The sequence below is a fragment of the Nonomuraea sp. NPDC050643 genome, assembly GCF_040654715.1.
In the GTDB taxonomy this organism is placed as follows: Bacteria; Actinomycetota; Actinomycetes; order Streptosporangiales; family Streptosporangiaceae; genus Nonomuraea.
In genome coordinates this window covers 169,507-192,212 of the sequence record NZ_JBFAIM010000003.1, presented here as the reverse complement: position 1 = coordinate 192,212, position 22,706 = coordinate 169,507, and the positions used below count along the sequence as shown (strand labels likewise).

Here is a 22,706-nt window from a genome sequence, read left to right as displayed (position 1 = left end):
CGCAAATTTTGCAGTCCTGTAAATATGCATGGATTGCAATATCATGGCCGCCATGTCGTGGCGGGAGCAGAAGAAGCAGCGCACCAGGCAGGCGCTCATGGACGCCGCCGGGCGGCTGTTCGACGAGCAGGGCTACGAGGCCACCACTGTGGAGCAGATCGCGGCGGCGGCCGGCGTCTCCACCCGCACGTTCTTCACCTACTTCCGGCACAAGGCGGACGTGATCGTCACCAACAGCGCCGAGCGGCTGGACGCCGCCGTCGAGGTGATCGGCTCGCGGGCCCCTGGCGAGTCACCGGCCGCGCTGCTGGCCAGGGCGTTCGACGAGATGCTCGCGGAGAGCTGGACGCTGGGGCTGAACGTCGGGCTTGTCGGGACGGCGGTCGAGCTGCCGATCCTCTCGCCGAGGGCGTCCGTCGACCGCTCGAACACCCGGCTGGACCGGTTGGCCACGGCGCTGGCGGACGCCTGCGAGCTCGACCGGATGACCGCGTACGCGATGGTGGGGGCGGCGATCGGGGCCATCAGCGCGACGGCGGCGGTGGCCATGAGCGAGGGCCGGCCCGACGAGGAGACCCTGGCCGAAGCCGGACGCGCCTGCCGCCACGCCCTGGCGGGCTTCACCCGCTAGCCCGCCCGCCGGACCGCACCCGCCCGAGCCCGCCCGCCGGACCTCCACCCGCCCGAGCCCGCCCGCACCAGAGCTGACCCGCTAGATCTCGCCCGCTAGATCCGATCTAGCGGGCGACCTAGCGCCTCAAGGGTGAAGGGGGGCGGAACATGGGGAGCGATCCACTGAACGTCGCGGTGATCATCGGCAGCACCCGGATCGGCCGCGTCTGCGACACCGTCGGCGCCTGGTTCGCCGCATGGGCGCGGCGGCGCGAGGAGCTCGCCGTCGAGGTGCTCGACCTGGCCCGCTACGCCTTCCCCGGCTGCTACCCCGAGGAGGCGACGCCGTCCATGCGCGACTTCACCTCGGCCGTCGGCGGCGCGGACGCCTTCGTGGTGATCACTCCCGAGTACAACCGCAGCTTCCCCGCCTCCCTCAAGCAGGCGATCGACTTCGCCTACGACGAGTGGCAGGCCAAGCCGGTCGGGTTCGTCTCCTACGGCTCGGGCTCGGCCGGCCACTACGCGGTCGAGCAGCTCCGTACGGTCTTCGGCGCCCTGCACGCCGTGACCACGCGCGACTGGGTGGGCATCGACCTGCTCGGCGACGACGTGGACGAACACGGCCGCCCCCGCGACACCGACGGCCGCGTGCGAGCCGTCGGGGCCATGCTCGACCAGCTCACCTGGTGGGGCCACACGCTGCGCGAGGGCCGCCGCGCCCAGCCTTACGTTTCATGAAAGGACCGCTATGCCAGAAACAGCCATACAGACCTCCGGCCTGGTCAAGGTCTTCGGCGACACCCGCGCCGTGGACGGCCTCGACCTCACCGTGCCGGCCGGCGCCGTCTACGGCGTGCTCGGGCCCAACGGCGCCGGCAAGACGACCGCCGTACGCATGCTGGCCACGCTGCTGCGCCCCGACGCCGGCGAGGCGACCGTGTTCGGGCACGACGTGGTGCGCGAGGCGGACGCCGTACGCAGCCGGGTCAGCCTGACCGGCCAGTACGCCTCCGTGGACGAGGAGATGACCGGCGCGGAGAACCTCATCCTCCTCGGCCGCCTCCTCGGTCACCGCAAACCGGCCGCCAGGGAGCGGGCGGCGGAGCTGCTGGAGGCGTTCGGGCTGTCGGAGGCCGCGGGGCGGCAGGTCAAGACGTACTCGGGGGGCATGCGGCGGCGCATCGACATCGCGGCCAGCATCCTCAACACGCCCGACCTGCTCTTCCTCGACGAGCCCACGACCGGCCTCGACCCGCGCAGCCGCAACCAGGTCTGGGACATCGTCCGCATCGTCGTGGCCCACGGCACCACGGTGCTGCTGACCACCCAATACCTGGAGGAGGCCGACCGGCTGGCCGCGCGCATCGCGGTCATCGACCACGGCCGGCTGATCGCCGAGGGCACGCCCGGCGAGCTGAAGTCGTCCGTCGGGTCGGGCTCGGTCCACGTACGGCTGCGCGACCCCGCCACCCGCCCCGACGCCGAGCGTGTGCTCGCCGAGACGCTCGACGCGCCCGTCTACCTGGAGTCGGACCCGGTCGCGCTGACCGCCCGCATCACCGGGGGCGGCAACGAGGCCATCCAGGCCTCACGCGCCCTCGGGCGGCTGGCCGAGGCGGGCATCGTCGTCGACGACTTCTCCCTGGGCCAGCCCAGCCTGGACGAGGTCTTCCTCGCCCTCACCGACCACCCCGCCACCGAGGAGGCAGCAGCATGAGCACCACCACCGAGTCCGGAACCACGTACACGCCCGCCGCCGAGGCCCTCGCCATGGTCCTGGCCCCGGGGGCGAAACCATCCCGGCCGAGCGCGTGGTCGGCGTCGATGACCTTCGGCTGGCGGGCGATGTTGAAGGTCAAGCACGTGCCCGAGCAGTTGTTCGACGTGACCGCGTTCCCGCTGATGATGACGTTGATGTTCACGTACCTGTTCGGCGGCGCGCTGGCCGGGTCGCCGACGGAGTACCTGCAGTTCCTGCTGCCGGGCATCATGGTGACCAGCGTCGTGATGATCACCATGTACACCGGCGTGGAGGTCAACAAGGACATCGAGAAGGGCGTCTTCGACCGTTTCCGCACGCTGCCCATCTGGCGGCCGTCCACCATGGTCGGCTACCTGCTCGGCGACATCCTGCGTTACACGATGGCCTCCACGGTCATCCTGCTGGTCGGGCTGGTGATGGGCTTCCGCCCACAGGGCGGGCTCACCGGGGCGGTGGCCGCGATCGTGCTGTTGCTGGCGTTCTCGTTCGCGTTCTCGTGGGTGTGGACGATGTTCGGGCTCCTGATGCGCAGCGAGAAGTCGGTGATGGGGGTCAGCATGCTGGTGCTGTTCCCGCTGACCTTCCTGAGCAACGTCTACGTCGACCCCTCGACGATGCCCGGCTGGCTGCAGGTGTTCGTCACCGCCAACCCGATCTCACACCTGGTGACCTCGGTCCGGTCACTGATGGCGGGCACCCCTGACCTGGGGGAGATCACCTGGGTCCTGGTGTCGTCGGTGGCCTTCATCGCCATCTTCGGCACCCTCACCATGCGGCTGTACAACCGCAAGTAGGGGGCCCTCCCCTCAGCCGATCACCTGATCGGGCATGTCCAGCCACACCCGCTGCCCCTCCTCCGTCACCGTCATCCCGAACCGCTCCCGCCCCGGCTTCCCCCAGCTCACCCACCGGAAGTAGGCGTCGGTCACCTCGTCCCACAGGGGCCGGTCGCCCGCCTGGTAAATGTCGTAGTCCGTGCTGTGGGGCCGCCACTTCACCGTCCCCCACGAGTAGGGGTCGGCGGGACTCGACAGCCACAGCCGGTACAGCCCGCCCTCCTCGTCCTCCGTGTAGCCGCCCACGGAGGTCAAGCCGGTCAGCGCCGCGATGGCCAGGTCGGCACCGGGCGGGGCGAAGGCGATCGTGCGTGGATCCATCGTCGTGGTGAGCCGGTGTTCGGCGTCGAGGTCGCGCGGCGGCAGGTCTGCGGGTTCGCGCTGGGAGCGCATCATCATGTAGGAGGCGAACCCGGGAAAGCGGCCGTGCGCGCTCCCGTCCGGCGTCACGACCAGGCGCAGCCCATGGCCGGTGCCGAAGCCGGGGCAGTAAGGGAGCACGATCACCGCGCCGGGACGGCACTGCTCCAGCCAGGCGTACGGCACGGTTCGGACACCGCAGGTGACATGGACACGGTCATAGGGCGCCTGATCGGGGAAGCCCTCCGCGCCGTCGCCGACGATCAACCGTGCATGGAGCCCGGCGGCCGCCAGATTCTTGGCGGCCTGGTCGGCGATCGTCCGATCCACCTCGATCGAGGTGACGTGGCCGGCGCCGACGATGTGCGTGAGCAGGGCCGCCGACCATCCGGTGCCCGTCCCGACCTCCAGCACCCGGTGCCCGGAGAGCGGATCAAGCCAGCGCAGCAGGTCCGCGACGGTACTCGGCGCGGATGCCGACGAGGTGCACTCCCCTGCCCCCTCGGTGATGTCGGTGATGTCGGTGGCGCCGTCGTCGAGCTGGGTGACGACGGACGTGTCGCTGTAGACGGCGCTCCACCAGTCGTCAGGATCGGCATCGCGGTCGATGAGCCGGTGGTCGCCCTCGGGGGTGAAGGCTTGTCCGACGGGTGGGATGAACAGGTGGCGTGGAACGGCCCGGAACGCCTGACGTGTGTGCTCCTCGATCTGGACGATGGCGCTGACCTCGGCGATCAGCGCCTCGACCATCGCAGACGATGCGGTCACTTCTTGCCGCCGCCCGCGTTGCCCTTCCCGCCGCCGTGCCGTCCCCCGCCGGATTGCTGATCCGGATTCGGTTTGACGGGCTTCAAGGGCTCGTCCCTCTTCTTGCCGCCTTCGTGCTTGCCACCCATGTCAACCTCCTTGTCGACTCGATCGGCGCTTACCCATCACTTGCCGATCACCTGATCAGGCATGTCCAGCCACACCCGCTGCCCCTCCTCCGTCACCGTCATCCCGAACCGCTCCCGCCCCGGCTTCCCCCAGCTCACCCACCGGAAGTAGGCGTCGGTCACCTCGTCCCACAGGGGCCGGTCGCCCATCTGGTAGACGGTGTGCTCGGCGTCGCCGCGGTGATGGATGGCGACCGCCCACTGACCGGGGGCGGCCGGGTCGAGCACGTAGCTGAGGAAGCGGGTCTCCTCCCGCCCGATGTGCGCGTACAGGCCGGTGATGGCCGCCATGGCGAGGTCGGCGCCGGGTGGTGCGAGCCCGATGGTGCGCGGGTGCACCTCGGTGGGCCGGCGCAGGCCGCTCCCGTCGTCGGGGGCGTATGTGGCGGGGCGCTGCGAGCGCATCATCATGTACGACGCGTAACCGGGAAACCGGCCGACCGCGGTGCCGTCCGGCAGGGTCACCAGCCGCAGCACATGATTGTCACCGAACCCCGGACAGTACGGGGCCACGATGACCCCTCCGGGCCGGCACTGCTCGATCCACGCATAGGGGACCTTGCGTACGCCGCAGGTGACGTGCACGCGATCGTACGGCGCCCCCTGCGGAAAACCATCGGCGCCGTCACCGACCACCAGGTGCGCCCCGACGGAGGCGGCGGCGAGATTCTTGGCGGCCCGCGCGGCCACGGCCCCGTCCACTTCGATCGTCGTCACGGCGCCCTGCGTCCCGACCAGGTGGTCGAGCAGCGCGGCCGTCCAGCCCGTGCCCGTGCCGACTTCCAGCACCCGGTCGTCCGGCTCGGGGTCCAGAAGCGTGAGAAGGTACGCGACGGTGCTGGGAGCGGACGAGGAGGAGGTGTACGCGCCCGCCCCGGCCCTGATGTCGGTCCGTCCCTCGTCGAGCTGGGTGACGATGGCGTGTTCGGAGTAGACCATGTCGCGCCAGGTGACGGGATCGCGCTCCCGGTCGATGACGAACGCCTTCTCGGGGTCGCCGGGGACGACCAGTGCCACGTCCGGGATGAACTGGTGGCGGGGCACCGCGCGCATGGCCCTGGCGACGAACCCGCGGACGCCGTCAACCTCTCTGACGTGCGCGACGAGGCGCTCCACGCCCTGAACGATCGCCTCGTCCACTACTTCGCACCGTCCTTGCCTTCAGTGTCCGCGTGCCTGCCCACCCTGGCGCTCTCCTTCGTCTCGATGGCCAGGAGGAGAATACATGTTGCCAACAAGAAAATACAGGTGTCATATCTGCCCACGCAGTTAGACGTATCTACTCACAAGAGGAGATGACATGGGCGGCAAGCACGGCGATGAGCCCAAGAAGGACAACCCTTCGCACCCAGGAAGCTGTGACTTTGAGCAGCGGGTGACGTGCTGCCTTGAATTGAGCGTTTTCCGGCATACCTGCGAAGAATTGAGGCCGACCACCTGCCCGACCTACCTCGCGAGGGCCTGGAGGCGGCCCCTTCGAGGATGAAGAGGGTGAGCGAGCATCGGCCGTCCCGGAGCGAATTGAGCAGTTCCCAGCGAAATTTGGCCTTGGAGCGCTACCGGGTGTTGCGCCCGCACCTTGATGACGACGTGCCGCTGGCGCGGGTGTCGGTCGAATCTGAACGGCCCTATCGCACCCTGCAACGCTGGCCGGCCGGCTACCGCCGGGCGGGCCTGCCCGGCCTGGTGCGCCGGCCCCGGCGCGACGCCTGCAAGCGGCCCATGCCCGAGCGGCTCCGACTACTGATCGATGGTCTTGCGCTGCGGCGTCCGCCGCCGAGCATCGCCCCGGCGCACCGCCAGATCACCGACGTCGCCCCAGGCAGGGTTGGCCAGTGCCGAGTTGCGCCACCGTGTACGGCGTGGTCCGCAGCCTGGATCCGGCGTTGGTGATGCTCGCCCATGAAGGCGCCAAGCGCTACGGCCAGGTATTCGATCTGGTGCATCGCCGGGAGGCCGATCGGCCGAACCAGATCTGGCAGGCCGATCACACCCTGCTGGACCTGTGGATGATCGCCCCTTCCGGCAAACCCACCCGGCCCTGGCCGACGGTGATCGAGGACGACCACTCCCGGGCGATCGCGGGCTACGCGGTCAGCCTGGAGGCGCCCTCGGCGCTGACGACGGCGCTGGTGCTGCGGCAGGCGATCTGGCGCAAAAGCGACCCGGCCTGGAACGTGTGCGGGATCCCAGAGGTGCTCTACACCGACTACGGCTCCGACTTCACCTCCACCCACCCGGAGCGGGTGATGGCTGACCTGCACATCCAGGCGGTGTTCTCGCTACCCGGCTACGCCCCCGACAGGAGCAAGAGCCGAGCCGCGCAGGCCCGGCTCAGCCTGGCCGAACTCGACGAGGCAATCGGCCCGTTCATCCGCCACACCTACAACCTCACCCCGCACCGCCAGACCGGCATGACGCCTCAGCAGCGCTGGGACAGAGCGGCCTCCCTGGCGGCGCCGCTGGGGAAGCCGAGCGGCCGGAGTTGCTCCCGAATGGTGGCTGCGTTGAGGGGTTCTCGGGCGCTCCGGCCGGGGAAGAGCCAGCGGGCCTGCGGGTCAGTCGCAGTGTTCATGTTCGCCCGGGACTCGGCGAACTGGAGGAGCAGCCTCAGCGAGGCCCGCGGCGGATCCGGCAGCAGACGGGCAAGCAGAGTGTCTGAGCAGCCGTCCGCGACGACCGCCCGCCCCCGCTACCAGGGACGGGCGGCCGTCGCCGCGACGCTCGGGGTCACCTCGGACCTACTCGCGCACCGGTCGGTACGTTCCCCGGCCGCACGGGACGACCGCGCAAGACTGCTCGGCCGTGACCAACCTTACGAGACGGCACATCTAGTGGTATTCCAGCCGGGCCCGGTAGCCGCCAGGCACCGGGTCCACCACGGCAACCATGATCGTGTATCCCGCCGCCATCTTGAGTTGCCACTCGGCCATCAAGATCTGGAGGGCAATCATCTCTGACGGCGTCACGCCCGACGTCCACGTGCAGCACGCCTGAACCGAAACCGTGTTCGCGGACGCTGCTGCGATGGCTGGTGAGGGTACGAGAGCGGCACTGACGAGGCCGCCGAGAACCAACGCGAACCCAGTGAAAGTACGTCTGCGCACAGCACTTCCTTTCGTTCGAGAGGGGAGCACGCCCCTTTGGCACGTCTCCCGGTGGATGGATGTGAATCTGACCGGTATGCGGCGTGCTGGTGGGCATGCGACACTGCTGGACGGCTGGATGTGGCCAGGATGCTGCCCGGAGCCGGGGTGTGATCAGGCGGCCGAACCGCTGTGGAAGCGGAGAGCGCGAGCGAAGTGATCGGCGATGAGGGGCCGTGGCTGGTGGATGTGCCACTCGGGCCGGCCGTGCCGCTGTGACTCCGCTCGGGAAACCGGGGTGATCCTGGAGGGCCGGTCGATTGTCGAGTGCCGCAACGCTTCACTCGTACTCGAACCAGTACCGCCCTTGGCCGCCGGGGTCTGTGCACGTCATGATGATCGTGTAGTGGATGTCGTATTCCCGTTCCGACCTCCTGCACTCCGCCATGCTCGAGAACGGGCCCACCAATTGGCCCATGACCTGGGAAGAGTTGCCGGCCGACAGCCCAGCTCCGCGCAACTGAGTGCTTTCGTTCGCGCTCGCCGGGATCGCGGGGGCGAGTACTGCGGTGGCGATGGCGGTACCGACCGCCATCCTTTTGACGAGTTTCATTTCCGGCCATCTCCCCGGAAAGAGGAACTATGGACGTGAGTCACGTTAACCGGGTCGCCTTTCTGGTTCCTGTCGCGACGCTGTCGCCTCCAACCGGTACCTCAATCCATCGCCACGTACAGGTCAGAGCCCGGAAATGGAACGTGACAGGAGGAGACGAGCCAAAGCGTGATCAGGTGGTCGGCCTGCTGACCATGCTGGTCCGCTCGGGGCCATCGTGGCGAACTCGGTGCTGCGGGTGATGCCCGCGCAGGCCCGGCAGCAGTTCCTCTCCTAGCCCACGCTCCGGCGCAGGTTCCGCTGCCCGCCGACCATCCCGGCTGGCCCCCAGGCCAGAGCGTGGGCGGCTCTCTGTCGCTTGCCATCTCACGCGTCGGGATGCCGCCCATCCAGGAGACCGAACTACGCACTCTCCGTTACCATTTCCTGACCTAATGTGTCGAGCGGAGGGTCAATGCGTGGTCCCGTACGCGAGCTCATCCTGGTGATCGGCGCGGTGGCCGTGCTCAGCGCGGTCTTCTCCGTGCTGACCGGCATCTACGTCAATTTCGCCACGGACGGCCGGCCGCAGCTCAATCCGGCCCACATCCTGCCCGCGATCCTGTTCTCCGTGCTGGCCTCCGTGATCCCGCCGCTGGGCGACCTGCTGCGCTCGCGCTGGGCCAATCGCACGGCGACCGCGACGGATCCGTTCACCGCGCATGACCTGGCCACGTACAAGCGGCTGCTGAAGGAGTTGCGCAAGGACGGCGGGACGCCGCGCTTCGCCGTGCTCGAGGCGCGCGCCGGCGCGCTGGGGTGCGCCTACGCGCGCGACGACCTGGAGAAGGTCACCAAGCAGGGGACCCGCTGGCTGAACGACGCCGAGCGGGCCGAGCCCGTCATCCGTGGCTTTCTCGCGGTGCACGAGGTGCCGGGGGCCGTGGCGGAGAAGTGGCTGCAGGCCTACCGCAGGCTGGCCGACCCCTGGCCCGTCGTGCCCGCCCGCCGCATCAGGCTGGCCGTCGTCGTGACGGTGCCGGTGGTGTGCGCGACCGCGGCGTTCCTCGGCTACGTGACGTACGCCGAAGCCCAGGTACGCGACTCGCTCGGGCGCTCGAACGTGACCATCCTCTCCCTGTACGTGCCCGGCAGATACCTGGTCGTGAACGGCTCCTCCGGCCCCCCGCACGCCAGGCTGGGCCCCTCCGTCATCGGTAAGAGCCCCGTCCCCGCCCATCGCTGGGACCTCGAACCCGACAAGCGCGACGGCACGTACTTCCATCGGATCCGCAACCGGGCCAGCCAGCGCTGCCTGGTGCCCGAGGCCCGGCACGTCACCGAGGGCATCTACCTCACCGAGGCGCCCTGCGACGACCCCGGCGACCAGCTCTGGCGCCTGGTGGACGGCCACGTCCTCGCCCTCCCCTCCCCGCAGGGCGACCTCTGCGCCGAGCCCAGCATGGGCGCCACCGAGGCGGGCACCCCGCTGGTCCTGCGGGCCTGCGCCGCCGACCGGCCCGGGCAGCGCTGGCAGATCACCGACCGGCTGCCCGACCTCGGCAGTTCGCTGGCCAGCTCGCACAACGGCGTCTGCCTGGACGCCACCGGCATCGGCTCCGGCGTGATCACGTGGGAGTGCCATGGCCGCGCCAACCAGGCGTTCAGCTATCAGCGCGGCCCTCAGGGCGACTACGTGATCAGAAGCATGGATCGTTGCCTGACCGTCTCCGGCCAGGGGAAGCGGCGTTATCCGGTCCGCGAGCCCTGTGACGGCGCAGGCGACCGGCTTTGGCGCCTCACCTACCGCTCGCCCTACCACGAGTGGCTCTACTGGGAGGTCAAGCACGTCGCCAGTGGGCTGTGCCTGCAGTTGGAGCCGGACGGGCGATCGCTCTCCATGAGTCCGTGCACGCGGTCGAACTTCCAGCAGTGGCGCACGCCCGACTGGCTCTATCCGCCCAACACACCCGTTCACCCGGCGAAGCTGCGCCCGACGGCTCAGAGACGCCAGGTGATCGGGGCGTCGCCGGGCCGGTAGCGGCAGGTGGAGCCGGTGGAGCCGGTGGAGCCGGTGGAGACGGCGGCGCGGAGGTGGGCGGCCAGCTCGGGGTGGGCGCGGTCGAGCTTGCGCAGGGCGTCGCGGATGCGGGCGGTCACGGTCTTGCGGGCGCGCTCCGCCTCGTCGCCCAGCCGCCGGGTGCGGCCACCCAGCCCGGCCGCCGCCCGCAGCTCGGACGGCGGCGCCTGCCCGGCGGTAAGGGTCATGAGCGCGCCCACGCCCGCCTCGTCGAGCCCGTTGAGCGTGATGGTGGTGGCCTTGGCGACGAGCGGCGACAGCAGGTCGCGCAGCGGGTGGTCGACCGGCTCCACCTCGGCGTCGCGGTAGGTGCCGATCAGCAGCAGGCGCTCGAACCACGTCTGCCGCGCGGCGAACTCCAGCAGCCGGAGGGAGGCCGCGTCGGAGGCGTGCAGGTCTTCGAGGACGATCACCAGCGGGCGGCGCTGCGACAGCGTGACCAGGGCGGAGGTGACGGCGTCGAACAGCCGGAACGCGTCGGCGACCGCCGGGCCGCCGTCGGCCTGGGGACTTTCGGGGGCGGGGTGGGCCTCACCGAGCAGGGCGGCCAGGCTGCCGCCCGCGGCCTGCTCCGCCGCGGCCCACTCCTCGGGCTCGGCGGCGCGCCGCAGGGCACGGATGACCTGCACCCACGGCCAGTAGCCGGGTGCGCCGTCGGAATCCCAGCACGCGCCGCCGACCACGAGCGCGCCCAGCCGCCGGGCCTCGCCCGCCGCGCTGGTGACCAGGGTGGTCTTGCCGATGCCCGCCTCGCCGGTGACCAGCACCAGGCCGCCGTGGCTGCCGATCACCCTGGTGATCTCGGCACGCAGCAGCGCGGCGGGGTGCTCCCTGCCGATCAGCTCGTGCGCCGCGACGTCGATAGGCATGACGCTTGCACGCTATCCGCCGCCGCCGACATTTTCCTGTGCGGGCGGGTCCCGCCGGTGTGCCGCCGCGCGGGACGCGGGCTACCAGGTCACCTCCAGGGAGGACATGCCGTACACGATGCTGAAGGAGCGGAATTGGGGCTCGGTGTCCGTGAGGCGCAGCCCGGGGAAGCGCCGCAGCAGTGCGGGGAAGGCGATCCGCATCTCCATGCGCGCCAGCGGGGCGCCCAGGCAGTGGTGTACGCCGTGGCCGAAGGCGACGTGGCCAGGCGCGCCGCGACCGATGTCGAACGTGTCCGCGTCCGCCATGAGCCCCGCGTCCCGGTTGGCGGCGGGCAGGGCGCAGATCACCAGCTCACCCGGCCCGATCGTCTGGCCGCCGATCTCGACCTCCGTGGTCGTGATCTTCGTGGTGCCGGAATGCACGATACTGAGCCAGCGCAGCAGCTCCTCCACCGCGCCGTCGATCCGCTCGGGATCCTTCTTGATGAGCTCGAGCTGCTCGGGGTGGCGCAGCAGGGCGAGCGTGCCCAGGGAGAGCATGTTGGAGGTGGTCTCGTGCCCGGCGAACAGCAGCAGGCCGCCGATCCCGACCAGCTCGTCGGTGGACAGGTCGTCGCCGTGCTCGCGTACCAGCATGCCGAGCAGTTCCTCGCCCGGGTTCGCCTGGATGCGGCCGACCAGGCCCTCCATGTAGGCGCGCTGCTCGAACTGGAGCATCAGGCGTTCCGGGCCCGGCACGCTCATGTCGAGCATCCGGCGCGTACGGTCCTGGAAGCCGTCACGCTCCTCGTACGGCACCCCGAGCAGCTCGCAGATCACCAGCGACGGGATCGGCAGCGCGAACGACGACACCAGGTCGGCGGGGCCGCCCGCGGCCTCCATGGCGTCCAGGTGCTCCTCGACGATGCGCTGGATCCGCGGCTCCAGGCGGCGCATCCGGCGGATGGTGAACTCGGGCGTCAGCATCCGGCGCAGCCGCGTGTGCTCGGGCGGGTCGACGCCGAGCAGGTTGCCCGCCTTCACCTTGGCGAGCTGCTCCTCGGTCATCTTCGGCGCGCCGGGCAGCCGGGCGATGGTCTGCGGGGCGACCTTGAACCGTTCGGCGTCGCCCAGCACCTCGCGTACGTCGGCGTACCGCATCACGAGCCAGGCGGGGTCGCCGTGCGAGGTGGTGACCCGCTTGACCCGCTCCTCGTCCCGCGCCGCCGCAAGTTCGGGCGCCGGATCGAACTCCACCCGCCGCATGTGCAGCGGCATCGTCGAGGTCTCGCTCATGCAATCCCCTTGATCATCCAGATTTGTGCGTAGAACGGTAGCCTCTGATCGTTATGGACGAATAGGACAGCAGATGAATCTTGATACGCCTGAGTCCGTACCGGTGCTGGTCGCTGGAGGCGGGCCGGTGGGGTTGGCGACCGCGGTCGAGCTGGCGTATCACGGCGTCGCCTGCCTGGTGGTCGAGCCGCGCGCGTCGGTGTCGTGGCTGCGTCCGCGCGCCAAGACGACCTCGGCGCGCTCGATGGAGCTGTTACGCAGGTGGGGGCTGGCGGAGACGTTGCGCTCGCGGGCGCCGCTGGCGGTGTCGTGGTCGGACGAGGCGGTGTTCGTCACCGGCCTGCTCGGGCGGGAGATCACCCGGATCGGCGGCTGCTTCGGGCTCGACCTGGCGGGCTCCGACCTGGCCGCCGAGCCGGGCCAGCAGGCGCCCCAGCCGCTGGTGGAGGAGGTGCTGCGCGAGGCCGCCGGTGCCGCGCTGCTGACCGGCTGGCAGGTGTCCGGCCTCCAGGAGGGCGCCGACGGCGTCACGGTACGGATCACCTCCGCCACGGGCGAGGAGCGCCGGGTGCGAGCCCGCTACGTCGTCGGCTGCGACGGCCCGCGCAGCGTCACCAGGCAGGCCATCGGCGCCCGCTACGAGGGCCGCCAGGACGCCAGGCCCAACTTCAACACCGTCTTCCGCGCCCCCGGCCTGGCCGAGCGCATCCCCCACGGCCCGGCCGTGCACTACTGGGTGCTGAACCCGGCCCAGCCCGGCCTGGTCGGCCGCCTGGACCTGAAGGAGACCTGGTGGTGCATCGCCCAGGGCGTACGGGCGGAGGACGCGGACCCGGTGCGCCTGGTGCGGAACCTGGCGGGTGCCGACATCGACGTCGAGATCCTGGCCACCGACCCGTGGACCGCGCGGATGCTGCTGGCCGACCGGTACGCGAGCGAGCGCGTGTTCCTGGCGGGCGACGCGGCACACCAGAACCCGCCCTACGGCGGCCACGGGTTCAACACCGGGATCGGCGACGCGGTCAACATCGGCTGGAAACTGGCCGCGGTGCTGCGCGGGTGGGCGCCGGAGGGCCTGCTGACGACGTACGAGAGCGAGCGTCGCCCGATCGCCGCCGACACCATCGAGGCGGCCGCCGCGAACATGGCCACGCTGGCCCCCGAGCTGGCGGATCCGGCGCTGATGGGCGACGAGGCCGCGTTCGAGCGGGTGCGGCCGGCCGTGGCGGAGGCCGTGCGCAGGACCAAGGACAGCGAGTTCCACAGCCTGGACCTGGTGCTGGGGTACACCTACGACGACTCGCCCGTCGTCGCCCCGGGCAGCGGTGAGCGGCTGCCGCACCGGTGGCTCGCGCCCGGCGAGTCCCTGTACGACCGGCTGGGGCCCGGTTTCAGCCTCGTCGGGGACCAGCGCCTGCCGGGCGCCCGCGTGGCCGTCGAGGAGGCCCGGGAGCTGGGCGTTCCGCTGCGCGCCGTCGATCTGCCCGGCGAGCCCCTGACGCTGGTACGGCCGGACCAGCACGTCGCGTGGCGGGGCGAGGACCCCGCCGGTGCGCTGCGGCTGGCGCTCGGGATCTCCGGCCGATGACTTCGCGCACTCCGCCGAACGCCTGCCCTATTGCCGCTCTGGGCACCGGTCTACGCTGTCGGCATGCGCGTAGTGGTGATTGGCGGCAGCGGGCACATCGGCACCTACCTCGTCCCCCGGCTCGTCGCCGCGGGCCATGAGGTGGTCAACGTCAGCCGGGGCAAGCGGGAGCCCTACAGCCCGCACGGCGCCTGGGAGCGCGTCACCACCGTGACCGCCGACCGGGAGGCCGAGGAGGCCGACGGCACGTTCGGGCGGCGGATCGCCGGGCTCGAAGGCGACATCGTCATCGACCTGATCTGCTTCAAGGAGTCCAGCGCCAGGTCGCTCTCCGTCGCGCTCTCCGGCCAGGTCCGGCACTTCCTGCACTGCGGCACGATCTGGATCCACGGCCCGAGCGCCCAGGTGCCGACCACCGAAGACCGGCCCCGCGGCCCCATCGGCGAATACGGCCGCCAGAAGGCCGCCATCGAGGAGTTCCTGCTGGGCCTGGCCCACCGCGAGGGCTTCCCCGTGACGCTCATCCACCCCGGGCACATCACCGGCCCCGGATGGGTGCCGGTCACCCCGGCGGGCAACGTCAACCCGGCAGCGTTCCAGACGCTCGCCGACGGGGCCGAGCTGGCGCTGCCCAACCTGGGCATGGAGACCGTCCAGCACGTGCACGCCGACGACGTGGCCCGGCTGTTCATGGACGCCATCGCCAACCGGACGGCGGCCGTGGGCGAGAGCTTCCACTCGGTCGCCACCACCGCCCTGACGCTGCGCGGTTACGCCGAGGCGGTGGCGGGCTGGTTCGGGCGGGAGGCGCGGCTGACGTACCTGCCGTGGGACCGGTGGCGGGAGACGGTGTCGAAGGAGGACGCGCGGATCACCTTCGACCACATCGCGCACAGCCCGCACTGCAGCATGGAGAAGGCCGAGCGGGTGCTGGGGCACCGGCCCCGCTACACCTCGCTCGAGGCCATCTCCGAAGCGGTCGACTGGCTGGTCAGGGCGGGGACGATCAGCACCTGAAGGGTCAGCCCGTCAGCGGGCCGAACTCCTTGCGGGTGTCGATCACCTGGCCGAACAGCTCCCACCGCTCACCCTTGAACGTCATGAGCTGCATCGACTCGATCGGGAAGCCGTCGCCCTGGGCGGTGTCCATCGTCACCCCGGGCAGCAACATGTCGATCTTGACACCCTTGAGGTTGCGCACGGCGTCCCGCAGTCCCTCCCGGGTCGGGCACGCGGCGGCCTCCATGGCCTTGTGGAAGCTGTTGGCCGCCGCCCAGCCGAAGGTGTGATAGGGCACGTTGGGGTCGGCCGAGGGCGCGTACTGCTGCATCTTCTGCTTGTAGAGCATCATCTCGGGGTCGTTCGCCCATGTGGGGTCGTTCGGGTCCTTGTAGTAGGAGCTCGACACGACGCCCTGCACGTTCTCGAACCCGACGGGCTTGAGCACGGTGATCGAGGCGGCGACGTTGTTGACGATGTGCAGCGGGTTCCAGCCCGTGTTCTTGGCGTCGGCGGCCAGCGCCTGCGAGCCGAACTTGGGCGTGGTGATGTTGAGGAACACCTCGGCCTTCGACTCGGCCAGGTTGCGCATCTGCGGATCGATGCTGGGGTCGGTCACCTCGTAGCTCTGCTCGGCCGCGACCTTGATCTGGGTGCCTTCGACGGCCCGCTTGAACCCGCCGAGCAGGTCCTTGCCGAAGTCGTCGTTCTGGTAGAGCACGGCGACCGTGGCCTCGGGCTTCTCCTGCTTGAGGTACTGGGCGTAGACGCGGGCCTCGGAGACGTAGTTGGGCTGCCAGCCGATGGTCCACGGGTGCGCGGTGTCGGAGCCCCACTTGGAGGCGCCGGTGGCCACGAACACCTGCGGCACCTTGCGCTGGTTGGTGTAGTCCCAGGTCGCCGTCGTCGAGGGCGTGCCCAGCGTCTGGAACAGGGCGAACACCTGCTCCTGCTCGACCAGCCTGCGGGCCTCCTCCACGGCCTTGGGCGGCTGGTAGCCGTCGTCGCGGACGACGAACTCGACCTTGCGCCCGCCGATGCCGTTCTTCTCGGCGTTGACGTAGTCGAAGTACGCCTTGATGCCCTTGGGGATGTCCCCATAGGCGGAGGCGGGGCCGGACAGCGGGTAGATGCCGCCCAGTTTGATGCTCTTGTCGGTGATGCCGGTCGTCTGCTGCCCCTGGCACTTGCCCGAGGCGGCCGTACCACCGGTCTCGCCCCCGCTGTCGCGCCCTCCACAGGCGGCGACGGCGAGCAGGAGCAGCGCCGAACAGCCGATCGCGGAAACTCGCATCCCTCTTACTCCTTCCGGGGAATCTTGTTGATCAGGCGTCCGGCCAGCCCGGCCAGTCCCGTCGGGGCCACGTACATCACCGCGATGATCAGCAGGCCGAAGATGACGCCGGGTGGGACGTCGTTGAATCCCTGCGAGATGCTCGGCACGAACACCACGAACAGCGCGCCGAGCACGGGGCCGGCCATCGAGCCGAGACCGCCGACGACCAGGCCGGCCAGCAGGCTGATCGACAGGTTCACGGTGAACGAGTCAGGCGACACGAACCCGATCACCCACGTGTAGACGCAGCCCGCCGCCCCCGCGAACATGGCGCTCCAGGCGAACGCGAGCGTCTTGTAGACCGACAGCCGCACGCCCATGACCTCGGCCGCCGCCTCGTTGTCCCTGATCGCGTGCAGCGCCCGCCCCACGCGCGACCGCAGCAGCCCCACGGCCACCAGGAACGCGGCGGCGGCGACGGCCAGGGTGAGGAAGTACAGCCATTGGTCCTCGGCCAGGCCGCTCCACGCGGGCGGCGCGGGCTTGGCCAGCGTCAGGCCCATGGAGCCGCCGGTCAGCTCCTCGAACCGCTTGAGCAGCGGAACGAGGAAGATCGCGATGGCGAGGGTGACGAGGGCCAGGTAGAGCCCGCGCAGCCGCATGGCGGGCACCCCGAGGGCCAGGCCCAGCAGGAACGCCAGCACGGCCGTGACGGGCAGGGTCAGCGGGTACGGCACGTCCCAGCGGTGCAGCAGGATCGCGGCCCCGTACGCGCCGATGGCGAAGAAGGCGCCGTGCCCGAGGGAGATCTGGCCCGCGTGCCCGACGAGCAGGTTGAGCCCGAGCAGCGCCACCGCGTAGACCAGCACCATCGTGAGCTGGAAGACGTGGAAGGGGACGAGCTGGAAGGGCGCGTAGACGGCGGCGGCCAGGAGCAGGCCCAGGGCGGCCCAGCGCCATCGGAGCGCGGGCGCCCGCCGCTCCCGCACCTTGCTCCGCTCGACGACCTGCGTGGACTCGCTCATGCCCGCTCCACCACCGCTCGCCCGAACAGCCCTTGGGGCCGCAGCAGCAGGACGCCGAGGATGATCACCAGTGGCACTCCCACCTTGAGGTCGGACCCGATGAACCCGACGTACGCGCCGGCCAGGGTCTCCGCGACGCCGACGATCAGCCCGCCGAGCACCGCCCCCAGCGGGCTGTCGAAGCCGCCGAGCGTGGCCGCCGCGAAGGCGTAGATGAGGACGCCGCCCATCATGTTGGGCTCCAGGAACAGCAGCGGGGCCACCAGCACACCGGACACCGCGCCCACGGTGGCGGCCAGCCCCCAGCCGAGCGCGAGCGTCCAGCCCACCCGGATGCCGACCAGCCGCGCGGAGGCGGGGTTGGTCGCCACCGCCCGCATCCCCAGCCCGATCTTGGTGTGCTGGAACAGCAGGTAGAGCAGTCCCATGACGAGGGCCACCACGCCGAGCACGCCGAGCGTGGAGAAGCTCAGGCTGATCCCGCCCGCCTGCAGCGCGCCGCCGGGGAACGGGTTCGGGAAGTCCTTGATGAGGAACGTCCAGATCCAGCCGGCGGCGGCGTTGACGAAGATGAACAGCCCGACGGTGACGATCACGATCGTCAGCTCCGGCGCCCCCTCGACCGGCCTGATGATCACCCGCTCGATGAGCATCCCGCCCGCGAACGACACCACCAGCGTGAGCGCCAGCGCCAGCCAGAACGGCAGCCCGGCGGCCACGCACTGCCAGGCGACGTACGTGGAGAACATGGCCAGCTCGCCCTGGGCGAAGTTCACGATCCCGGTGAACTGGTAGATCAGCACCAGTGCCAGCGCCAGGCTGGCGTAGATGGCGCCCGCGCCGAGCCCCTCGACGACCTGCTGCAGAAATCCGGCCATCGCGCTACACCCGGTACCCGAGGTAGGACTGCGCGACCTGTTCGTCGGCCCTGATGTCCTCGGCCGTGCCCGACAGCACGATCCGCCCGGTCTCCAGGACGTGCGCCTGCTGGGCGATGCCGAGGGCGAGATGGGCGTTCTGCTCGACGACGACCACGGTGGTCTGCTCCTCTGCGTTGATGGCCTGGACGATGCGGAACAGCTCCCGGGTGACCAGCGGGGCCAGGCCGAGCGACGGCTCGTCGAGCAGCAGCAGCCGGGGGCGCAGCATGAGGGCCCGGCCGATGGCCAGCATCTGCTGCTCGCCGCCGCTGAGACTGCCGGCGGCCTGCTTGAGACGGGTCCTCAGGACCGGGAAGTAGGTGTAGATGCGGCCGAGGTCCTCCTCCACCGAGGCCCGGCCGCGCCGGACGAACGCGCCGAGCCGCAGGTTCTCCTCGACGGTCAGCGGCATGAACGTGCCGCGCCCCTCGGGCACGTGGGCGACGCCCAGCCGGGCGACCGCGTCGGGCGAGCGGCCGGTGAGATCGACGCCGCCGAGCGTGACCCTGCCGCGGGGCTTGACCATGCCGCACAGCGCCCGCAGCAGCGTCGTCTTGCCCGCGCCGTTGGGCCCGAGGATCGCGCAGATCTCACCCTGGGGGACGGTGAAGCCCACGCCGTGCAGCACCCGGGCGTCGCCGTAGCCGGCGACCAGACCGTCCACCACCAGCTCGCTCATGCGGCCGTCCCCAGGTAGGCCTCGATCACGGCCGGGTTCCGCTGGACCTCCTCGGGCGGGCCTTCGGCGATCTTGCGGCCGAAGTCCAGGCAGACGATGCGCTCGCAGACGCTCATGACGAAGCCCATGTGGTGCTCGACCACGACGACCGTGACGTCGTACTCGGTGCGGATCGCGCCCAGCGTGCCCGCGAACTCCTCGACCTCGGCCGTGCTCAGCCCGTTCACCGGCTCGTCGAGCAGCAGCAGCCGAGGGCGGCCGACGAGCGCGCGGGCCAGCTCGACCCGTTTCAGGGTGCCGAACGGCAGCCCGGTCGCCGGGTGCCCGGCCACCCCGGTCAGGCCCAGCCGCTCCAGCACGGCGTCGGCGTCCGCGCGCAGGGCGCGCTCCTCGCCGCGCACGCCGGGCAGCCGCAGCCCGGCGGACAGGAAGCCGGCGCGGCCCCGGTGGTGCGCGCCGACCAGTACGTTGTCGCGGACGGACAGGCGGGGGAACAGGCCCAGGTTCTGGAACGTCCTGGCGATGCCGAGCCGCGCGATGGCGTGCGGGGCCACGGCGGTCAGGTCCCGACCCTCGTACGCGATCCTCCCGGAGTCGGCGTCGTAGCGGCGGGTCAGGCAGTTGAACAGCGTGGTCTTGCCGGCGCCGTTCGGCCCGATGAGCCCCACCATCTCACCGCCCGCCACCTCGAACCCCACGCCGTCCAGCGCCGTGATGCCGCCGAAGCGAACGGTAAGATCGTGTACCTCCAGCATCCGGCCTCCTGGAGAACAATGTTCTGAAGTTGGGCTCAGCGTAGGAGCGGCCCGTCAACGGCCGCATTGGGCACGGTGACCCAAGATGTTTCCGGCGAGTTGTCCTCTGAGCACAGCGTGGGTCTCGGACCGGTTACGACCCGTTGACCGCCCGGCCATCGCCATGGATCATCCCGGCATGTCCACTGGTTCGAGCACCGTGGCAGCCGTCGGAATGGAGCGCACGCGCATCCTGTCCGAATTGCTCAACGACGTCGAGGCACTCGCCACGACCGCGGTCACGACGATCACGGAGGAGATCCCCGCCTACGCGGCGCGGGGACCCGACTTCCACGCCGAGGTGTGGGAGCACGTGGTCAAGCACTACCGGGCCAAGCTGGCCGTGCTGCTGGAGGAGCGCACGGTCACCACCGGCGACATCACCTTCACCCGCCGGGCCGCCATGCGCCGGGCCAGGGCGGGCGTGCCGCTGGCCGACTACATCAACGCGTTCAGGATCGGGCAGCGGGTCTTCTGGGAGGCGGTGGTCGAGCGGGCGGGCCGCACGTACGCCGGCCGCGAGGCCGCCCTGGAACTGGCGGCGCCGCTGATGCGCTACTCCGACTTCGCCAGCACGCACACGGCGAACGCGTACATGGAGTTCCAGCAGTACGCGGCGGCCGAGGCCGTCCGTGAGAGCCGCGACCTGATCGAGACGCTGCTGGCCGGCGGCGCGCCGACGCGCGGCAGGGAGCTGGCCGCGGCGCAGGCCCACGGGCTGGGCCCGGACGCGCGCACGCCGCTGCTCGTGGTGATCGCGGTGCTCGCCGGGCCGCCCGTCTCCACGGCCATCGGTCCCGACCGGGGAGCCGACGCCCGGCACGCGGCCTGCGCGGCCATCGCCCGGACCGGCGGCAACGGCACCCGTACGCTGTCGGTCGTGCGGCAGTCGGAGATCGTGGCCATCCCCGTGCTCGGCCCCGGCACCGGACCCGAGGAGCTGTGCGACCGGCTGCAGGAGGTGCTGCGGAGCCTGGCGGCCGAGGGCATCAGGCTGGCCATGGGCATCAGCACCGTGTCGGCCGGCACCGCGCACATCCCGCAGGCCTACCAGGAGGCCAGGGCCGTGCTGGACTTCGTGCCCGAGGAGGGCGGCGTGGCGGCGCTGCCCAGGATCACGCCGTTCCAGTATCTGGCGCTGAAGGCCGACGACACCGCCCGCCACCTGGTGGACCCGCGCATCACCTCGCTGCTGGCCGAGGACCGGGCGCGCGGCGGCGTGCTGACGGCCACGATCAGGGCGTTCGCCGCCGCCGACCTCAACCTGCGGGCCGCGGCCGACACGCTGCAGATCCATCCCAACACCGCGCAGTACCGGCTGCGCCGGATCCAGGAGCGCACCGGGCGGAGCCTGCGCTCGATCAACGATCTCGTCGAGCTGCTCGTGGCGATCGCCCTCCAGGACGCCCGGCCCGATCTCGGCGGGGCGACCAATACCGGACGGGAAAGACTGGCCACCGCGACCAATGAGCGGCGTGGGAGCGCGGACGTACGGTCTTCCCATGAACCTCGCTGACCGGCTCCAAACCGCCGCCGAGCGGCTCGGTGGCAGAGCGGTTCTCACGCTGGACGAGGCGGAGCTCACCTACGGCGCACTCGAGGAGCTGAGCGCCCGCCTCGCGGGCCTGCTGCGGCGCCGCGGGATCGGCGCCGGCGACCGGGTCGCGATCATGTTGCCGAACGTGCCCGAGTTCGGCGTCGTCTACTACGGGGTGCTGCGGCTCGGGGCCGTGGTGGTGCCGCTCGACCCGCTGCTGAAGCGGCGGGAGATCGCCGCGTACCTGGGGGACTGCGGGGCGCGGCTGCTCATCGCCTGGCACGCGTTCGCGGAGACGGCCGAGGCGGGCTCGGCGGGCACGAAGACGGACTGCTTCTTCGTGGTGCCCGAGGAGTTCCGGCGGCTGCTGCGGGCCGTCGCGGCCGAGCGGGAGATCGCCCCCATGGCGGCCGGCGACACCGCGGTCATCCACTACACCTCCGGCACGACGGGCCGGCCCAAGGGCATCGAGCTGACCCACGCGAACCTGAGCGGCAACGCGGCCACCGTCGCCCGCATGCACGCGCTCGGCGTCGATGACGTGGTGCTGGGCGCGCTGCCGCTCTACCACACGTTCGGCCAGACCTGCTCGCTCAACGCGACCGTGGTCGCGGGCGCGCGGCTGACGCTGCTGCGGCGCTTCGAGGCCGGGCGAGCGCTGGAGGTCATCCGGCGCGACGGGGTGACGGTCTTCCAGGGCGTGCCGACCATGTTCATCGCGCTGCTCGACCATCCCGGGGCCTCGGACATGTCGATGCTGCGGGTCTGCGCCTCCGGCGGGGCCGCGCTGCCGCTGGACGTGCTGCGCGCCTACGAGGCCAGGCTCGGCTGCCAGATCATCGAGGGGTACGGCCTCAGCGAGACCTCCCCCGTCGCCGCCACCAACCGGGGCGGGCGGCACCGCAGGCCCGGCTCGATCGGCTGGCCCATCAGGGACGTCGAGATGCGGGTCGTCGACGACGACGGCCGCGAGACGCCCGAGGGCGAGATCGGCGAGATCGTCGTACGCGGGCCCAACGTGATGAAGGGCTACTGGAACGACCCCGAGGGCACGGCGGAGGCGCTGCGCGACGGCTGGTTCCACACCGGCGACCTCGGGCGGATGGACGAGGACGGCTACTTCTTCCTGGTGGACCGCCGCCGCGACGTGATCATCCGCGGCGGCTACACCGTCTACCCGCGCGAGGTGGAGGAGCTCCTGTACGAGCATCCCGCGGTGCGGCAGGCGGCCGTCTTCGGCGTGCCGCATCCGGAGCTCGGCGAGGAGATCGAGGCCGTGGTGGCCCTGCGCGCCCCGGTGACCTGCGACGAGCTGCGGGAGTTCGTCCGCGAGCGGGTGGCCGCGTACAAGTATCCCCGGCGGGTGTCGTTCGTGGACGAGCTGCCGATGAGCCCCACGGGGAAAATCCTGAAGCGCGCGCTGACAGGGACCAACGGCCCTACGCCCGGCGGCGCCGGGCGGCTAGCGTGACGAA

Annotated in this window: 21 protein-coding genes; 10 read left to right on the top strand and 11 right to left on the bottom strand. The window is 70.9% G+C overall.

Going from position 1 to position 22,706, the window contains the following annotated elements; translation table 11 throughout:
• Window positions 1–52: 52 nt before the first annotated feature.
• The 4 genes from AB0I15_RS05075 to AB0I15_RS05060 all read left to right on the top strand — a co-directional run bounded on the left by AB0I15_RS05075 (window position 53) and on the right by AB0I15_RS05060 (window position 3,171).
• The gene (locus tag AB0I15_RS05075; RefSeq protein WP_358090343.1) at window positions 53–631 is read left to right on the top strand and encodes a TetR/AcrR family transcriptional regulator; all 579 of its coding nucleotides are present in this window, start codon (window positions 53–55) and stop codon (window positions 629–631) included.
• 149 nt (window positions 632–780) lie between these two features.
• Window positions 781–1,353: an NAD(P)H-dependent oxidoreductase gene (locus AB0I15_RS05070; protein ID WP_358090340.1), complete on the top strand. Its 573-nt coding sequence runs from the start codon at window positions 781–783 to the stop codon at window positions 1,351–1,353.
• A 10-nt stretch (window positions 1,354–1,363) separates the two neighbouring features.
• Window positions 1,364–2,332 (top strand): ATP-binding cassette domain-containing protein, encoded by a 969-nt coding sequence (locus AB0I15_RS05065; RefSeq protein WP_358090337.1) that lies wholly within the window; start codon window positions 1,364–1,366, stop codon window positions 2,330–2,332.
• A complete protein-coding gene (locus tag AB0I15_RS05060; RefSeq protein ID WP_358090334.1) occupies window positions 2,329–3,171 on the top strand; it encodes an ABC transporter permease in 843 nt (280 codons plus the stop codon). Before AB0I15_RS05065 ends, AB0I15_RS05060 begins: the two co-directional genes overlap by 4 nt.
• A 12-nt stretch (window positions 3,172–3,183) precedes the next feature.
• Here the strand turns inward: AB0I15_RS05060 and AB0I15_RS05055 are convergent, their stop codons facing one another.
• The 3 genes from AB0I15_RS05055 to AB0I15_RS05045 are packed head-to-tail and all read right to left on the bottom strand — an operon-like array spanning window position 3,184 to window position 5,648.
• Entirely contained in the window at window positions 3,184–4,341 is a 1,158-nt protein-coding gene (locus AB0I15_RS05055) for a methyltransferase domain-containing protein (RefSeq protein WP_358090331.1), read from the bottom strand.
• Window positions 4,338–4,469, bottom strand: coding sequence for a hypothetical protein (locus AB0I15_RS05050; protein ID WP_358090328.1), 132 nt, complete (start codon window positions 4,467–4,469; stop codon window positions 4,338–4,340). Before AB0I15_RS05050 ends, AB0I15_RS05055 begins: the two co-directional genes overlap by 4 nt.
• A 36-nt stretch (window positions 4,470–4,505) precedes the next feature.
• Entirely contained in the window at window positions 4,506–5,648 is a 1,143-nt protein-coding gene (locus tag AB0I15_RS05045; protein ID WP_358090325.1) for a methyltransferase domain-containing protein, read from the bottom strand.
• A gap of 722 nt (window positions 5,649–6,370) precedes the next feature.
• Between AB0I15_RS05045 and AB0I15_RS05040 the strand changes: the two genes are divergently transcribed.
• Window positions 6,371–7,468, top strand: coding sequence for a transposase family protein (locus tag AB0I15_RS05040; RefSeq protein WP_358090322.1), 1,098 nt, complete (start codon window positions 6,371–6,373; stop codon window positions 7,466–7,468).
• 466 nt (window positions 7,469–7,934) lie between these two features.
• On the opposite strand, the gene AB0I15_RS05035 is transcribed toward AB0I15_RS05040, so the two are convergent.
• Window positions 7,935–8,207: a hypothetical protein gene (locus AB0I15_RS05035; protein WP_358090319.1), complete on the bottom strand. Its 273-nt coding sequence runs from the start codon at window positions 8,205–8,207 to the stop codon at window positions 7,935–7,937.
• Between the two features lie 454 nt (window positions 8,208–8,661).
• Between AB0I15_RS05035 and AB0I15_RS05030 the strand changes: the two genes are divergently transcribed.
• Window positions 8,662–10,227, top strand: coding sequence for a ricin-type beta-trefoil lectin domain protein (locus AB0I15_RS05030; RefSeq protein WP_358090317.1), 1,566 nt, complete (start codon window positions 8,662–8,664; stop codon window positions 10,225–10,227).
• On the opposite strand, the gene AB0I15_RS05025 is transcribed toward AB0I15_RS05030, so the two are convergent.
• The gene (locus AB0I15_RS05025) at window positions 10,188–11,135 is read right to left on the bottom strand and encodes an AAA family ATPase (protein WP_358090314.1); all 948 of its coding nucleotides are present in this window, start codon (window positions 11,133–11,135) and stop codon (window positions 10,188–10,190) included. The two genes, AB0I15_RS05030 and AB0I15_RS05025, sit on opposite strands and share 40 nt — an antisense overlap.
• An 81-nt stretch (window positions 11,136–11,216) precedes the next feature.
• Window positions 11,217–12,413, bottom strand: a complete 1,197-nt coding sequence (locus AB0I15_RS05020) for a cytochrome P450 (RefSeq protein WP_358090311.1) — start codon at window positions 12,411–12,413, stop codon at window positions 11,217–11,219.
• A 73-nt stretch (window positions 12,414–12,486) separates the two neighbouring features.
• On the opposite strand from AB0I15_RS05020, the gene AB0I15_RS05015 reads away from it, so the two are divergent.
• The gene (locus AB0I15_RS05015) at window positions 12,487–14,001 is read left to right on the top strand and encodes an FAD-dependent monooxygenase (RefSeq protein WP_358090308.1); all 1,515 of its coding nucleotides are present in this window, start codon (window positions 12,487–12,489) and stop codon (window positions 13,999–14,001) included.
• A 63-nt stretch (window positions 14,002–14,064) separates the two neighbouring features.
• Window positions 14,065–15,018: an NAD(P)-dependent oxidoreductase gene (locus AB0I15_RS05010; protein ID WP_358090305.1), complete on the top strand. Its 954-nt coding sequence runs from the start codon at window positions 14,065–14,067 to the stop codon at window positions 15,016–15,018.
• Window positions 15,019–15,022: 4 nt separating this feature from the next.
• Here AB0I15_RS05010 and AB0I15_RS05005 read toward each other — a convergent pair whose 3' ends face one another.
• The 5 genes from AB0I15_RS05005 to AB0I15_RS04985 are packed head-to-tail and all read right to left on the bottom strand — an operon-like array spanning window position 15,023 to window position 19,655.
• Entirely contained in the window at window positions 15,023–16,294 is a 1,272-nt protein-coding gene (locus AB0I15_RS05005) for an ABC transporter substrate-binding protein (protein ID WP_358090302.1), read from the bottom strand.
• Between the two features lie 5 nt (window positions 16,295–16,299).
• Complete coding sequence (locus AB0I15_RS05000) at window positions 16,300–17,301, bottom strand: branched-chain amino acid ABC transporter permease (RefSeq protein WP_358090299.1); 1,002 nt, start codon at window positions 17,299–17,301, stop codon at window positions 16,300–16,302.
• Window positions 17,298–18,179: a branched-chain amino acid ABC transporter permease gene (locus AB0I15_RS04995; RefSeq protein ID WP_358090297.1), complete on the bottom strand. Its 882-nt coding sequence runs from the start codon at window positions 18,177–18,179 to the stop codon at window positions 17,298–17,300. Before AB0I15_RS04995 ends, AB0I15_RS05000 begins: the two co-directional genes overlap by 4 nt.
• Window positions 18,180–18,183: 4 nt before the next feature.
• Window positions 18,184–18,900, bottom strand: coding sequence for an ABC transporter ATP-binding protein (locus AB0I15_RS04990; RefSeq protein ID WP_358090294.1), 717 nt, complete (start codon window positions 18,898–18,900; stop codon window positions 18,184–18,186).
• Window positions 18,897–19,655 carry an ABC transporter ATP-binding protein gene (locus AB0I15_RS04985; RefSeq protein ID WP_358090291.1) on the bottom strand — a complete coding sequence of 253 codons (759 nt, stop codon included), beginning with the start codon at window positions 19,653–19,655 and terminating at the stop codon, window positions 18,897–18,899. The genes AB0I15_RS04990 and AB0I15_RS04985 overlap by 4 nt, the downstream gene beginning before the upstream one ends.
• 178 nt (window positions 19,656–19,833) lie before the next feature.
• Between AB0I15_RS04985 and AB0I15_RS04980 the strand changes: the two genes are divergently transcribed.
• Together AB0I15_RS04980 and AB0I15_RS04975 are read left to right on the top strand one after the other, a co-directional pair.
• Complete coding sequence (locus AB0I15_RS04980; protein WP_358090288.1) at window positions 19,834–21,210, top strand: helix-turn-helix domain-containing protein; 1,377 nt, start codon at window positions 19,834–19,836, stop codon at window positions 21,208–21,210.
• Window positions 21,197–22,702, top strand: coding sequence for a long-chain fatty acid--CoA ligase (locus AB0I15_RS04975; RefSeq protein WP_358090285.1), 1,506 nt, complete (start codon window positions 21,197–21,199; stop codon window positions 22,700–22,702). Before AB0I15_RS04980 ends, AB0I15_RS04975 begins: the two co-directional genes overlap by 14 nt.
• Window positions 22,703–22,706: the final 4 nt, after the last annotated feature.